Below are 14,615 nucleotides of genomic sequence, written 5' to 3' on the forward strand. Positions count from 1 at the left end.
AATGAAGCCTTTAATGCTGATAGGAGTATCCGAAAAAAGGCATTTGAGAAAGAGCTGGAGATATGGAAGGCCTATGAGGTTGCCTTTGCCTCGAGTTTGAACGGAGTGAAGGGAACCACGATAACCTTGGATGCGAGGAGAGGCTATACTTCCCCTCTTGACCGTTCCCTGACGCAATCACGAATTGATCGTCCTATCCTTGATGCGCTGATCTCCACCATTGAAAAGAACCTGCCCATGTTCAGGGGATACCTGCAGAACAAGGCCAAGGCACTGGGTTTGGAGAGCTGTGCATTCTATGACCTGTTTGCTCCGGTAGGTAAGGAAGAACAACACTTCAGCTATGATGAAGCCCATGCATTCATCGTTCAGCAGTTCAGTTCCTTTGACCCTGAGATGGGATCCTTTGCTGACCAGGCATTCAAGAATCGATGGATTGACCCTGAGAGCAGGAAGGGGAAGGTAGGGGGAGCATACGATACAGCTTTCCCCCTGGCAAAGCAGAGTAGGATCCTCTCAAACTTTGACTTCACCTATAATGGGGTGTCCACCCTCGCCCATGAACTGGGCCATGCATGGCATGACCATGTGGTACTGCAGAAGAGCAATTTATTGCGTTCCTATCCAATGACCTTGGCAGAGACTGCTTCCATTTTCAGCGAGTTCCTGGTCTTCCAGGGAGCACTGGAGGAGAGCAGCAAAGAGGGAAGACTTGCCCTCATCGAACACTTCCTGCAGGATGCCACACAGGTGTGTGTCGATATCTTGAGCCGGTTTTATTTTGAGAGTGCGGTATTCAGTAGAAGAAAAGAGGGAGACTTGAGCGCCAGTGCATATTCAGCCCTTATGGAAGATGCCCAGAAGAGGACATATGGGGATGGTCTGTGCGTCTATCATCCGTACATGTGGGCGGTGAAAGGGCACTACTACTCGTCAGATTTCTCCTTCTATAACTATCCGTATGCGTTTGGGCAGCTGTTCGCCTTGGGACTCTGGGCTCAGAGCAAACAAACAGGTACGGATTTTCCTGCTTCCTACAAGGAACTGCTTGGAGCAACCGGTAGTCTGCCTGCCTCAGAGGTGGCTGGATTGGCCGGTATTGATCTTGCTGATGTCTCATTCTGGCAGGAAGCGATGGATGTCATTGCCTCCTATGCGAAGGAATTTGCCGATGGCTTATCAGATTGAGAAGCTCATTCAGGGAGGAGCAGGTCTTACTACCAGTGAGGAAGGGAAACGTATCCTTGTCATGGATGTGCTCCCTGGTGAGTTGGTCGAGCTAGGGGACTCCCAGGAGAAGGCAGGGTATATCCGCTCTACCCTGAAAACCATCCTCCAAGCAAGTGAGGAGAGGATTACCCCTCCCTGCCCCTACTGGGGAGTGTGTGGGGGTTGTGATTTCCAGTATGCAAAGGATGAAGCTCAGGGGATTCTGAAGGAAGGCATTGTCCTCGATAACATCAAAAGGCTTGGAGGGATTGACCCAGCTTCTTTCCGTACAGAGAGTCTTGAGACAGGCCCCGCTTGGGGGTACCGGAACAGGGTCCGCTTCCATGTGGATATTGCTGAGCGCAAGGTAGGATTCCTTGGGCGAAAAAGCAAGTCCTTGGTGCCCATTGATCATTGTCCAATACTCTCTGAAAAACTCAATGCATTGCTTGAGCACCCTGATCGGTTGTTCAAGGCTGCCAGAATCCTGATGTTCTCGAACAAGGGTGGGAGAAGCGGATTTATCGAGGTTCCTGTCTTCAGTGGTGATGATGAGGTTTCCTTGCTTGATGAAGTGGTCAAAACCACAGTGGGAGGGCATACCTTCTTTGTTACTGCATCAGTGTTCTTCCAGTCCAATGAATACTTGCTTCCTGCCCTCACGAGCTATGTAGCATCCCACGCAGTGGGTGATACCGTTATGGATCTTTATAGTGGAGTAGGAACCTTCAGTGCCTTTTTGCAGCAGAAAGGTAGGCGTGTGATCGCTGTCGAGCGACAGAGGCAGTGCCTCTCCCTCGCCAAGAGGCATACTCCTGATTGTGAGTTCTATAGTGAGCCGGTTGAGCGTTGGGCCAAGGAGAGGAAAGGTTCTGTGGATACGGTTGTGGTCGATCCCCCCAGGGTTGGTCTTGATGCCTCTCTCCCTTCCCTGATCGCGTCCTGGAATAGCCAACGTATTATCTACGTTTCTTGCAACAGTGTTACACTGGGACGAGACTTGCAACGATTTGCCTCTGAGGGCTACACTCTTACCCAGGTGAAGGTGTTCGACCTCTATCCACAGACGTTTCATAGTGAAGTCGTTGCCATCCTTGACCGGTAGGGAGAAAAGACCATGAAAGACGGGTTTGTCAAATGTGCAGTTGCCTCGGCCTCCGTTCGCGTAGCGGATCCCATCCATAATGCAGCATCCATTGTTGCACTTATGCGTTCAGCAGTAGAGAGGGAAGTTCGGCTTCTTGTACTGCCTGAGCTGGTAACCACTGCCTACACCTGTGCTGATCTTTTCCTTCAGAAGTCTCTGCAGAACGGGGCTGTTGATGCAATAGCCAAGGTAGTGGAAGAGAGCAAGAACAGTGACCTTTTGGTGGTCTTTGGCTCTCTGGTTCCCCTGCATGGACGCTTATACAACTGTGCTGTAGTAGTCCAGGGTGGACGCATTCTTGGCATGGTTCCCAAGCAACACCTGCCAAACTATCTTGAGTTCTATGAGAAGCGTTGGTTCCGTGTTCCCTCGGATGAGAATATTGAAATAGAGTTCCTTGGTCAGAAAACCTACTTCGGTACACGCTTACTCTTTACCTGTACCAATCTTCCCGAGTTGGTGGTTGCCTGTGAAGTATGTGAGGACCTTTGGGTCCCACGCTCTCCCAGTACTGACCATGCGGTTGCTGGTGCGACGGTCATTACCAACTGTTCTGCAAGTGATGAGTTGGTAGGAAAGGAAGAGTATCGCCGTTCTCTTGTGGAGACCCAGAGCGCTAGACTGCTCTGTGCATATCTTTACAGCGATGCAGGTGAGGGTGAGTCCACTACTGATCTTGTGTTCTCTCCCCATAACCTGATCTATGAGGATGGTCATAAGCTTGCTGAAGAGAGTGGGGTGAGTGACTCGCTCCTTGTAACAGAGATAGATGTCCAGAAACTTGCCTTGGAGAGAATCCGTAAGCAGAGTTTTGGCTACGATGACCGTGCTTATCAGCGCATACCATTTACCCTTGAGGAGCGCGACTGCTCCTTGACCCGGAAGTTTGACAGGAATCCGTTTGTTCCCTCCGATGAGCAGACGAGGGCTGCACGTTGTGAAAAGATCCTGACCTTGCAGTCACTTGGATTGAAGAAACGACTCGAGCACACGAAGGCGAAACGGGTAATCGTAGGGCTGTCAGGAGGGCTGGACTCTACCTTGGCCTTGCTTGTATGTGTAAGGGCTTTCGATGCTCTCAATCTTCCCAGGAGTGGGATTCTTGCTGTGACCATGCCAGGCTTCGGTACCACCAAGCGTACCAAGGGGAATGCCACCAAGCTTGCTAAAGCGCTTGGTGTGGAATTATTGACCATCTCCATCTCCAAGGCAGTAGGACAACACTTCAAGGATATTGGTCATGACCCTGCTGTTACCGATGTCACCTATGAGAACAGCCAGGCTCGGGAGCGTACCCAGGTCCTGATGGATCTTGCCAATAAGAGGGGTGGGTTGGTTATTGGGACGGGAGACCTCTCTGAGCTTGCTCTTGGTTGGGCAACATATAACGGAGACCATATGTCGATGTACGGGGTGAATGCCTCAGTTCCCAAGACCTTGGTAAGGCATCTGGTTGCCTACATTGCCATGATCAGCGAGCCCTCATTGAAGAAAGTATTGCTGGATGTTGTGGATACCCCTGTTAGCCCTGAGCTGCTTCCTGCAAAGGGCGATGGAACGATCAGCCAGGTGACCGAAGATCTTGTAGGGCCATATGAACTCCATGATTTCTTCCTTTACCAAGTGGTTCGATTCGGATACAGTCCCGCAAAGGTGTATAGGTTGGCCCAGTATGCGTTTACCGATATCTATGAACCAGATTTCATCCTTGGTTGGTTGAAAACATTCTATCGGCGGTTTTTCAGCCAACAATTCAAGCGGTCCTGTCTCCCTGATGGTCCGAAAATTGGATCGGTCTCCCTCTCTCCACGTGGGGATTGGCGGATGAGTAGTGATTCCTCTGTGGCTCTCTGGCAACAAGAGTTGGAAACGCTAGCAGAGTAATATAAGAACCAATTAAATAATTGCATTTCTTTTGTAGCTTCTTTGCCCTGTAGCTGTTATACAGATGAGGAGTTGCTAATCTGTATGCGCAAAAGTTCATTAATTCTCATTTTCATCATGATCCTCATGGTTCCTTCCGCTATCGGTGCAAGGAGCTTACTCAATGTAAGCCTTGGCTTCGGTGCCACCTACTCACCTGAAGAAGCAGGTGATATTTCCCTTGGATTCAAGGATCCAGATAATTGGATGTTTTCAGGGGAGTTGAGTGCACGTCTTGCATTCCTACAAGGCCAGGCCATGGTCTATCCCATAACCTGTAGCGATGATGCACAGGGAGTCCTCCTGATTGGAATGGGTTCAGTGAGTCTGCCCGTTCTTGGTTCTGTACTTGCCCTGGAGTTCGGCGCTGGCCCCAGTGTTACCTATATGCCGACCTCCTCAAGCAGTTCTCGTTCCTTCTATGAACTTGCAAATGGAGAACGTGCTGATGCTGAGGAAAAAACCTTTACAGAAGCAATGTTTGAAAGCCCGGTCTATCTTCAGATCGGTTTGGGCTCTGAAGTTGGTCCGTTGGGCCTGAGGGCCCGAATCTTGATGGAAAGCGAAGCAACATTGGGTTCAGTGTTCAACTCAAGTCAGTGGTGGGGCATATTTGCTGTGGATAAGGCCTCCCTCTCCCTTGCGCTGGCACTGAAAATGTTCTAAATTTAGTACGCAATAAGTAATGTGTCATAAGTAATGACAAAAGGGGTTATGAAATGAAGAAAAAAAGCATGGTATTACTGCTCATCGTATGTGTGATGCTACCTACAGCACTGAGTGCTGCTGTTGTTGATCTTAGTTTGGGTGCTACTGCGCAGTACAACCAGACGCTTGGCCAAATCAAGGATGCAGACTCTTTCGACGGCATGGGAGATTTCAAGAAATACACTTTGGGTGCTGACCTCCGTGTGAAGTTGCTCATAGCTGAAGTGGATGTAGTTGGGACCTTTGGGAACTATACTGATGAAGTTACCTTGGATGAGTACACCGAGATTTCCGCTCTCACAACAGCTGGTATCTCGATGGACTTGCTCGGATTCATGCGCCTTGGATTTGGCATGGGCCCACGCTTCCGCGTGCTCATTGATGATGCAGGGAAAGCTAATATTATTGCCGCTGATGGCAGTGGTGTTGACAGTTGGCAGAACTTTGGGGATGCTTTCGTGCAATCACCCGTTGCAGTCCGTGCCACCGTTGACTTTAATCTGGGCAATATAATGCTCGGCTTGAACTACACTTTGGATACAGAGTACACATTCAAGAATGCCGCAGAGGTAAACAAACTCTTCAGCGGAGATCTTGATAATGGCAAGGTTGGAGTTTCTCTCTTGTTCTCACTTTTCTAATAGTACCTATGTATACTACCTGCAGGCCCGGAGAAATCCGGGCCTGTGTTGCTTTTCGCCTTTGTCCAAGTATGGTAGAGTAGTCTCAGGAGAATCACCATGGCAAGAAGAGGGTTTTTTCACGCATTTCTGTCAGCTGTAATTGCAGCAGTATTGAGCTTTTTTGTGATGTATTTCTTTATTCCCAGCATGGGAATGCAGTTTCTTGGTGTCAGCTTTGCCCTTCGCGAAGGATCGGTGAATGCCCAGGTTCTGGATGTAATCAGCGAGCAGGCACAAGGCAACCCAGATTTCTCGAGGGAGTCGTTTGCCCGATTGCAGGAGCTCCTTTCCAGCCCTGAGGTCCGAGAGCAACTGAAGGATGCTGCAAAGGATGGACAACAGGCCCTTGAATCTGCAGTGAAACAAGTAACGGAACGTGCCCAATGATTCCATTTGAAGTAATCTTTCTCGGCACAGGAACAAGCCATGGTGTTCCTGTTATTGGTTGTAAATGCCCTGTTTGTACTTCCAGCGACCCTCGGGATAAACGTTTTCGCTCCAGTATCCTCATCAGGAGTGGGGAGCACTCCCTTTTGGTCGATACCACTCCGGAGTTTCGTCTGCAAGCCCTTAGGGCAGATATTTCTCATCTTGATGCAGTACTCTATACCCATGACCATGCAGATCATTTTAATGGAATTGATGACCTGAGGGTGTTCTGTAAGGATCAGGTACTACCTGTATACTGTCAGGATGAAGTAAAGCATGCAATAACTGATCGCTTTCCCTATGTACTTACCGGAAGTACGATCGCAGGTGGGGTGCCTCATCTCCAGCTCAATACCATGAAGGCCTATGAAGCGATTGAGATTGGACCCTTCACCGTAATACCCATTCCCATCCTGCATGGCAAAAGGGAGATTTTTGCGTTCAGGATTGGGGACTTTGCCTATGCAACCGACTGTAGTGAAGTGCCGCCTGAGAGTCTTCCCTACTTTAAAGGACTCGATACCCTTGTTGTGGGTGCCTTGCGCTATTGGCCGCATCCAACCCACTACAGTGTATTCGAGGCAAAGGCTTTTGTAGAATTTGTTGGCGCGAAGCGTGCCTATTTCACCCATCTCAGCCATAATGTGAGCCACCAAAAGCTGGAAGATGAACTTCCATCTCATATCCATGTGGCTTATGATACGCTCTCGTTAACCATAGGGGGATACCATGGATGAACTGTTTTCCAGTCAGGATTTTGATCAAGAGAAGTTGCAAAAGGAGTCAAAGGATAGACCCCTTTCCGTACCTCCTAAGCAGGATGAGAAAAAGAAGGAGTCCACAACACTCAGTGACCGAAAGAAATTGTATATAATCGATGGCTACGGCCTGATCTACCGCTCCTACTACGGATTTTTCAGGAATCCAATGCAAGATACCCAGGGAAACAACATATCTGCAGTATATGGATTCTTTTCCACGGTCTTGAAATTGATACGTGAATACTCACCAGACTATCTGGTGGTTGCAATGGACGGAAAGGAGAAGACGTTCCGCCATATAATGTATGAACCCTATAAGGCAACCAGGGATGCCGCACCAGAGGACCTCCATACTCAGGTACCCATTATCAACAACATTCTCAAGGCTTTGAAGATTCCATCCATCACGATGGAGGGGTATGAGGCTGATGACATTATCGCCACCTTGAGCGAGGAAGCGACCCGACATGGAATTGACACCATCATGTTTACCGGCGACAAGGACTTGCTCCAACTCGTGGATGAACACACATTTGCCTTGAGACCTGCGAAGAAGAACGAAAAGTTCTACCAATTGATGGGGGATATTGAAGTTGAGGAGATGCTTGGGATCAAACCCTCACAGATAGTCGATTACCTCTCCCTGTTGGGTGATTCTTCGGATAATATCCCTGGAGTGAAGGGAATCGGGGAGAAAGGGGCTGCTAAGCTCTTGCAGCAATTTGGTACCCTTGACGGTATATATGAACATATAAAGCTGGTTGCTCCAGGCTTGCAGAAGAAGTTGTTGGAAGGAAAGGAGAACGCGCATCTGAGCAAGAGTTTGGTCGTGCTGAGGCGTGATTTATTCAATGTCGAAACCTTCGACACTGATCAGTACTTGGTCAAGGATGTAGACTATGAGGCAGCCATTCCCCTGTTCCAGGAGATTGGGATGCGAACCATCCTCAAGGAACTTGGACGGGCCTCAGGGGGGGATGCCTCCTCGTTCCTTCCTGAAAAGCCTGTCAAGAAAGCCTCCAAGAACGGTTCATATGAAGCCGTGACAACGATAAAAGCACTTTCTGAGTTGCTTGCATCATATGAGAAGGCAGGAAAACCAGTAGCATTCGATCTTGAGACAACCAGTATTGATGAGATGGTTGCCGATGTTATTGGTTTTTCATTCACCAATGAGGCAGAGAAGGCGTACTATGTTCCCTTGGTACATGAGGGAAAGGAACTCCTGCCAGTCGATGAGGTGCGTGACTTACTTGCCGACTATCTCGGGAGTGGGAAACTCTCGCTTATCGGGCAGAACTTCAAATACGATTACAAGGTATTGGTTCGTTGGGGGGTGGTTCCCAAACGCGTTGTCTTCGATACCATGGTTGCTGCATGGTTGTTGGATAGTACCTCGGTATTCAATATGGACTATCTTGCAGAGAAGTACCTGGAGCATAAGACGGTCCGCTACAGCGATATTGTGCCAAAAGGAAAATTGCTGAGTGATATCCCTTTGGACCAGGTGGTGTTCTATGGTGCTGAGGATGCTGATGTGACATTCCGCCTCTATGAGGTGTTCCTGGAACTTCTCAAGGCAAGAGGCTTGCTTGATTTGCTCAATGACATTGAAATGCCCTTGCTCCTGATCATTGCAAACATGGAACTGGCGGGTATTTACTTGGAGAGAAGTCGAATAGAGCCTCTCTCCGAGGAGTTTGAGAAGCGTATTGATGTCATCAAGGAGGAGATTTTCTCCATCTGTGGGCATAGTTTCAATCTGAACTCCCCACAGCAATTGCAGGAAGTGCTTTTTGTAGAGCGTGAGATTCCTACCGGTGCCAAGACCCGGTCAGGATTCTCCACTGCAACTGAAGTACTGGAACCTTTGCAGGAGACCTACCGTGAAGTTGCCTTGATCTTGCAATACCGAATGCTCAATAAGCTCAAGTCAACCTATATCGACAAGCTTCCCCTACAGATCAATGCTGAAACCGGTAGGATTCACCCTTCATTCAGCCAGACAGGGACTGAAACAGGAAGACTCTCATGCAAAGACCCCAATCTACAGAATATTCCTGTGAGGACCGAGGAGGGGAGAAGAATCCGTTCTGCGTTCATTCCAAAGAAAGGGTATCGATTCCTCTCGGCTGACTACTCACAGATTGAGCTTGTGGTATTGGCACATATGGCGGATGACCCGGGACTCAAGAGAGCCTTTGAAGAGGGTGTGGACGTGCATCGTTCTACCGCGAGCTTGATCTTCGATGTTCCACTCGATGAGGTCTCCTCCGATCAACGCCGTATTGCCAAGACGATCAACTTCGGTGTCATGTACGGTATGGGGACCCATAGCCTGGCGAAGGACCTCAAGATATCTCACAGCGAAGCGAAGCAATTCATCGATCAATACTTCCAGCGCTATAGTGGGGTCCAGGCCTTTGTAGAATCCACAAGGAGCCGCGCAGAGAAGGATGGCTATGTAAGGACTTTGCTTGGGCATGTGAGAACCATCACCGAGATCAACAGCAGGAGTGCCGTTGAGCGTGCGAAAGCGCAGCGTATCGCGGTAAATACGGTTATCCAGGGGACAGCGGCTGATATCATGAAGCTTGCAATGCTCCGTATTTCTGCCTCCATCAAGGGAAAAGGACTCAAGGCCACCTTGCTGCTGCAGATCCATGACGAACTGGTATTTGAAGTGCCTGATGATGAGGTAGAAGAGACAAAACACGTAGTACGGGAAGCTCTGGAAGGTGCAGTAAAGCTCAGTATCCCGCTCAAGACCAGTATCGAGGTTGGGGACAACTGGGGAGATATACACTGATGATGGTTATCGGGCTGACCGGTAGGGCATGTGCCGGCAAGGACCAGTATGCAGAGATATTTGCTTCTTTTGGTTGCCAAGTAGTTGATGTTGACTCCTTGGGCCATGATGCCCTCAATGAGAGCAAGGATGCTCTATGGAAAGCCTTTGGCCAGTCGAGCATAAACAGTGGAGAGGTCGACAGGAAAGCACTCGGAACACTGGTGTTCAGCAACCCGGAAAAACTAAGGGAGCTCGAGTCGATAACTCACCCAAGGATGGTTGAAACGTGTAAGCGTCTTATCTGGGAGGCAAGAGAGGAGCAAAAGCCTGCACTCATTCTCAACGCAGCACTGCTTAAGCGTATGGGCTTGGAGCCACTCTGTGACCATATATTGTTTATCAAGGCACCGTTGCTGTTACGTTTCTTTCGCTGTAGAGGTAGGGAAGGGCTCTCCTTTAAACGATTTCTAGAACGAGAGAGAGCACAGTTGGATATTGTTCCAAAGACCAATGTGCAAGGCTTGGATGTGGTGGTATTGGGTAATCACCGCTCAAAGAAGGTAATTCATCGACAAGTCATAACCTATTGTGATACCATAGGATTACGAATTTCATCCCAGCGATGAAATCTTTTCCATACGAGGGTTCGAAATGAAAAAGTCTGTCCTGATCAATTTGCTGGTCATTACCATTGTTGTTACTACATTCGTATTTGTCGGAATGTGGTATCTTCGCCCAGGCGTGCCCAATGAAATTCTCCAGCAAGCAAAAGATAGACAGCTGCAACCCTTGATGGAGGTAACTCCCCCGGTTAGAAAACCCACAGTGGAAGAGGTCTCAGAAGCTGAGACCTTGGCAAGGGAGCTGTTGCCTCGACTCCAAGAACAACTTGAGCCGGTATTGAAAGACTCCATTGCTGCACAACTTTTGGAGGACGAAACACTTCATAATTCCCTTGCAGGACAATTGGAGGAGATGGTACTTCCCTCACTTAGTGAGACGCTCAGATCTGATCAAGAAGCCTATCAGGGAGTACTTCAGAGTGAGCTTGAAGCGTATGTTGAAAAGAATTTGGCAGAGCTGAGAGCACAAGCGGTTGATCTGCAGACAGCCATCGAGGGCAGTGTCACCGCGCAGTTGGAGGCGATGAGAGAGGATTTGACCAAGGAAGTGGATGAGTATGTCCCTCAGTTGGTTGACCGTATGATTCCCCAGGTTGTCGCACAAATTGTCAGCCAGCTCGAGGCAAACAAGGAGACCTATATAGCGGAATTGCAAGCTTCTCTACCCAGCCCTGGTCTGAGTGAGGAGGAGGCTGTTGCACTCTATGACAGGTATCGTAGTGACATGGTCATGGATTTGGCCCCAACGCTTCTTGATTCCATGGAAGAACCGGTGAGAAAGGCTGTGCAGGATTATCTGGTTGAAATGAAATTCATCCCACCTGTGCCCAAGATTCCCACTCCAAAAATTTCAATCCAGGTGGATGAACCAGTAGTGGTCGAAGAAGTCCTTCCGGCCACAGAACCTGAGACTGTGGAAGAATCAATTCCAGTTGTTGAGCCAGAAGTGGTCAAAGAAGCTACCCCAGTAGCAGAGCCTGAAGCAGTGGAAGCAATTACACCGGTAACAGAACCTGAAGTGACAGAACCAGCTACTCCTCTTAAAGCGGGAGAAGAACCCATTCTTGTTCCTACCTTCGAAGAGAAGGAAGAGGTGGTATTCATGGAGCCGGAGGTGTATGAATCACAGCGTCAGGATATCCGCACCAAAGCTATTCAGGATGTCCTTGACCGGATAGCTCCTCTCTGATTGGATCAGGATAGGTCCTGATTACTCCCTCTGCATTTCTGAACATCCATTCACCTTGTTCGTTTTTCCCCAGTAGATAGTTCCTACCAAGAGGGACCTTCCCCCCACCTTCAGGGAGATCTATTGCATAGACTGGCATGGCAAGACCTGAGAGACGCTGTCTCAGTTGCTCTTCCAAGTGAAGTCCCTTCTCGATGGGGACACGGAAGTGAGCGGTTCCTTCCACGAGGTCTCCCTGAAAGAGGTAATAGGGTTTGATCCTGTTGGAAACCATGCGATTGCAAAGCTCAACAAGCACCTCTACATCATCATTTACCCCTCTTAGCAATACTGTCTGATTCATTGCAGGAATCCCTGCATCTACAAAGCGGTCTATCGCTTCTATTGCCTGAGGGGTGAGTTCCCTAGGATGATTGAACTGGCACATGAGGTAGAACGGAGCACTCCGGAACTGTTTCAGCATGGTGATCAGGGAGTCTGTGATCCTTGCAGGATAGGAGGCTGGCATCCTTGTACAGAGTCGGATTACAAGATCAGGGCGCTTGCTTCTGAATGCTTCTATCATGGACTGTAAACGGGAATCGGAGAGGGTGAGTACATCACCACCGGTTAAGAGGATCTCTGTCACTTCCTGGTGATTTGCCACATAAGTTGCTGCCTCAATAATCTGGGCTTCACTTGCAGGACCCTGGAAAGTCCCCGTGAAACGACGACGGAAACAGTGCCTGCAATACAGAGGACAGATATCAGTGGTCAGGAAAGCGACCCTGCTCTTATACCGGTGAATGAGTCGATCTTGAACGCTGTACCTGACTTCCTCCAAAGGGTCTGTGGTACCCTTGGGCTCGGTGATCTGTTCCTCTCTTGTGGGAACTACCTGGCGTCGGAGCGGATCATCTGGATCTTCTGGGTTGATCAGGGAGAGAAAGTAGGTAGGTATCTTCATAGGGAGAGAACAGCCCATGTGTTCATCAAAGGCGATCTCTTCCTTCCTAAGGGAGAGATACTGTTCCAGTGCTTCTTTTGTAGTGACTACTGCCATATCATCGGGAGTTTGCATGAGGATGGTGTACCGCAAACGAGTGATTTCGTCCAGAGCCAAGGAAAGCCTACCTCCCTTTTGGAAATGTATGGTACACTTATTGCAATCGGAGCGTAACAAGGAGTCTTTCGATGGCCAAAACACAAAAAAAGGGGTTGAAGGGGTACTACACCACCACCTTTCTGATCGGTCTTGGATTTTTTACCATGGGACTGATGGACCCTCTCTATGATACCTATGTCCCTATCTTTCTTGCCCGTTTTGTTGAGTCCAAGGCCCTGATCGGGTCGATCATGACCTTCGATAATATTCTGGCCATATTCCTGATTCCTGTCTTCAGTGCAATCAGCGACAGGACCCATACGAGGATTGGACGAAGGATGCCATTCATCGTCATCTGTCTCCCCGTTACAGCGGTTGCCTTTGGCTTGATACCCTTCTCGGCATTGAACAGCCTCTGGTTGCTTATCCTGCTGGTGTTCATTCTCAACCTGTTCAAACAGGCGGTTCGGGGACCTGTCGTTGCACTCATGCCTGATATGATACCCGGAAATCTTCGTAGCGAAGCCAACGGTGTAATCAATACCATGGGAGGCATTGCCACCATCGTAGGAACAGTCGGGCTTGCAAGGTTGATGGATATCCCGATCAATCTTCCCGGTCGTGGACCCACCACCGAAATCCTTGCATTCCCTATCTCCTCTGTTCTTGTCATCATCGCTGTACTGCTCCTCTTTTTCTTTGTAAAGGAGAGAAAGGCAACTGCATCTGAGCAAAGCGAAAAAAAGGAGCCAATCCTTCACTCCCTGAAGGTTATCTTCAAGGAACAGGACAAGAGTGCACTCTTTATTCTGCTCTCATTACTCTTCTGGTTTATTGGGTACCAAGGGATCCTTCCCTTTGTTGGCTTATACTCCAAGGATATCCTGAGAACCAGCAGTGGCACTGCAAGCTTGGCTGCCGGTATGGTAGGCATCGCATATGCTCTCTTCGCCATTCCTTCAGGTATTGTGGCACACCGGGTAGGAAGAAAGAAAACAATTCGTCTCTCTTTGGCCATTCTGGTTATCTTGCTCGCAGGGGTCTTCCTGCATGATCCAATCACCAGTGGGATGAGTGATGCATTCCGTCAATACACGTTCTGGGCCCTGCTTTTTGGTTTTGGAATATTTTGGGTGTCGGTGGTAACCAACAGTTTCCCGATGCTCTGGCAGATGTCTACCTATCAGACGGTGGGTATTTATACAGGCCTATACTATTTCTTCAGCCAGCTAGCGTCGATCATCAGTCCCCCGATTACCGGTGCCTTCATTGATCTGTTCGGTTTCAGGGCGATATTCCTCTATGGTTCAGCTTCCATGCTGATTGCATTTTTCCTGATGGGTCGTGTCAAGAGAGGGGAGCCCTCTGATGATGGAAAGAGTGAGAACCTAGAAACCGATGATGCCAAGGTGGGAGAATAGGATTTTTCCTCCGATAAGGATAAGGACAATCCCTCCCAGAATCCCCGCCTTGCTCTGAAGGCGATTACCAAAGTGGTTTCCGATGATGACGGCAAGCAGTGAAAGGAAAAATGTGATAATGCCGATCAAGGAGATGGAAAGGATGATATCGGTGTTCAGAAATGCAAGGGTGATCCCAACTGCCAAGGCATCGATACTGGTTGCGATGGAAAGCAGTAATAGTTCTTTGAGATCAATATGATCAACTGTTTCGACGGGGCAGGTGGGGTCTTCTGTAATGGAATCATAGAGCATCTTTGCTCCTATGATGGAGAGGAGGACGAACGCAATCCAATGATCAACAGGGGTAATGAAACGTTTAAACTGATGACCGAGCGACCATCCTATGAGCGGCATTCCCGCTTGGAAGAAACCGAAGGAGAACGCAATGAGGGTTCCTTGGGACCAATTGATTCTGCGCATCCTGAGTCCTTTGCATAAGGATACAGCAAACGCATCCATAGCAAGGCCTACAGAGAGCATGAGCAATTCTATGATTCCCAAAAGTGGGTCCTCCAGCATTTCATGAAGCTGAGTATAGGAGGTTTTTGCATGAAACTCAAGATTATGAAAAAAACCATAAATGTTGGATTTCCAACATACTGATC

At 48.8% G+C, this 14,615-nt stretch carries 13 protein-coding genes; 11 read left to right on the plus strand and 2 right to left on the minus strand.

From position 1 onward, the window contains the following. The 10 genes from JF818_RS06985 to JF818_RS07030 all read left to right on the plus strand — a co-directional run. Positions 1 to 1,188: M3 family metallopeptidase (locus JF818_RS06985; protein ID WP_198891313.1), on the plus strand; the 1,188-nt coding region annotated here is incomplete at its 5' end. Further along, positions 1,172 to 2,314, plus strand: a complete 1,143-nt coding sequence (locus JF818_RS06990; protein WP_198891314.1) for a class I SAM-dependent RNA methyltransferase — start codon at positions 1,172 to 1,174, stop codon at positions 2,312 to 2,314. The genes JF818_RS06985 and JF818_RS06990, both read left to right, overlap by 17 nt. Positions 2,315 to 2,326: 12 nt before the next feature. Further along, on the plus strand, positions 2,327 to 4,240 hold the full coding sequence (locus JF818_RS06995; RefSeq protein WP_198891315.1) for an NAD(+) synthase: 1,914 nt from the start codon (positions 2,327 to 2,329) through the stop codon (positions 4,238 to 4,240). Positions 4,241 to 4,324: 84 nt separating this feature from the next. Further along, the gene (locus JF818_RS07000) at positions 4,325 to 4,945 is read left to right on the plus strand and encodes a hypothetical protein (RefSeq protein ID WP_198891316.1); all 621 of its coding nucleotides are present in this window, start codon (positions 4,325 to 4,327) and stop codon (positions 4,943 to 4,945) included. Positions 4,946 to 4,998: 53 nt separating this feature from the next. Continuing rightward, a complete protein-coding gene (locus tag JF818_RS07005; RefSeq protein ID WP_198891317.1) occupies positions 4,999 to 5,628 on the plus strand; it encodes a hypothetical protein in 630 nt (209 codons plus the stop codon). A 99-nt stretch (positions 5,629 to 5,727) separates the two neighbouring features. Beyond that, complete coding sequence (locus JF818_RS07010) at positions 5,728 to 6,057, plus strand: hypothetical protein (RefSeq protein ID WP_198891318.1); 330 nt, start codon at positions 5,728 to 5,730, stop codon at positions 6,055 to 6,057. Next, positions 6,054 to 6,836, plus strand: coding sequence for an MBL fold metallo-hydrolase (locus tag JF818_RS07015; RefSeq protein WP_198891319.1), 783 nt, complete (start codon positions 6,054 to 6,056; stop codon positions 6,834 to 6,836). Before JF818_RS07010 ends, JF818_RS07015 begins: the two co-directional genes overlap by 4 nt. Further along, a complete protein-coding gene (gene polA / locus JF818_RS07020) occupies positions 6,829 to 9,669 on the plus strand; it encodes a DNA polymerase I (protein WP_198891320.1) in 2,841 nt (946 codons plus the stop codon). The genes JF818_RS07015 and polA overlap by 8 nt, the downstream gene beginning before the upstream one ends. Further along, complete coding sequence (coaE, locus tag JF818_RS07025; protein ID WP_198891321.1) at positions 9,669 to 10,277, plus strand: dephospho-CoA kinase; 609 nt, start codon at positions 9,669 to 9,671, stop codon at positions 10,275 to 10,277. The genes polA and coaE overlap by 1 nt, the downstream gene beginning before the upstream one ends. A 25-nt stretch (positions 10,278 to 10,302) precedes the next feature. Then, the gene (locus tag JF818_RS07030) at positions 10,303 to 11,463 is read left to right on the plus strand and encodes a hypothetical protein (protein WP_198891322.1); all 1,161 of its coding nucleotides are present in this window, start codon (positions 10,303 to 10,305) and stop codon (positions 11,461 to 11,463) included. On the opposite strand, the gene JF818_RS07035 is transcribed toward JF818_RS07030, so the two are convergent. Then, positions 11,426 to 12,565, minus strand: a complete 1,140-nt coding sequence (locus JF818_RS07035) for a KamA family radical SAM protein (RefSeq protein WP_233066646.1) — start codon at positions 12,563 to 12,565, stop codon at positions 11,426 to 11,428. The two genes, JF818_RS07030 and JF818_RS07035, sit on opposite strands and share 38 nt — an antisense overlap. A 71-nt stretch (positions 12,566 to 12,636) precedes the next feature. On the opposite strand from JF818_RS07035, the gene JF818_RS07040 reads away from it, so the two are divergent. Then, entirely contained in the window at positions 12,637 to 13,968 is a 1,332-nt protein-coding gene (locus tag JF818_RS07040; protein WP_198891323.1) for an MFS transporter, read from the plus strand. Here JF818_RS07040 and JF818_RS07045 read toward each other — a convergent pair. Next, the coding region (locus tag JF818_RS07045) for a manganese efflux pump MntP family protein (RefSeq protein WP_370570314.1) at positions 13,936 to 14,615 on the minus strand (680 nt) is incomplete at its 5' end. The two genes, JF818_RS07040 and JF818_RS07045, sit on opposite strands and share 33 nt — an antisense overlap.

The sequence above is a fragment of the Sphaerochaeta sp. S2 genome (assembly GCF_016406725.1).
In the GTDB taxonomy this organism is placed as follows: domain Bacteria; phylum Spirochaetota; class Spirochaetia; order Sphaerochaetales; family Sphaerochaetaceae; genus Sphaerochaeta.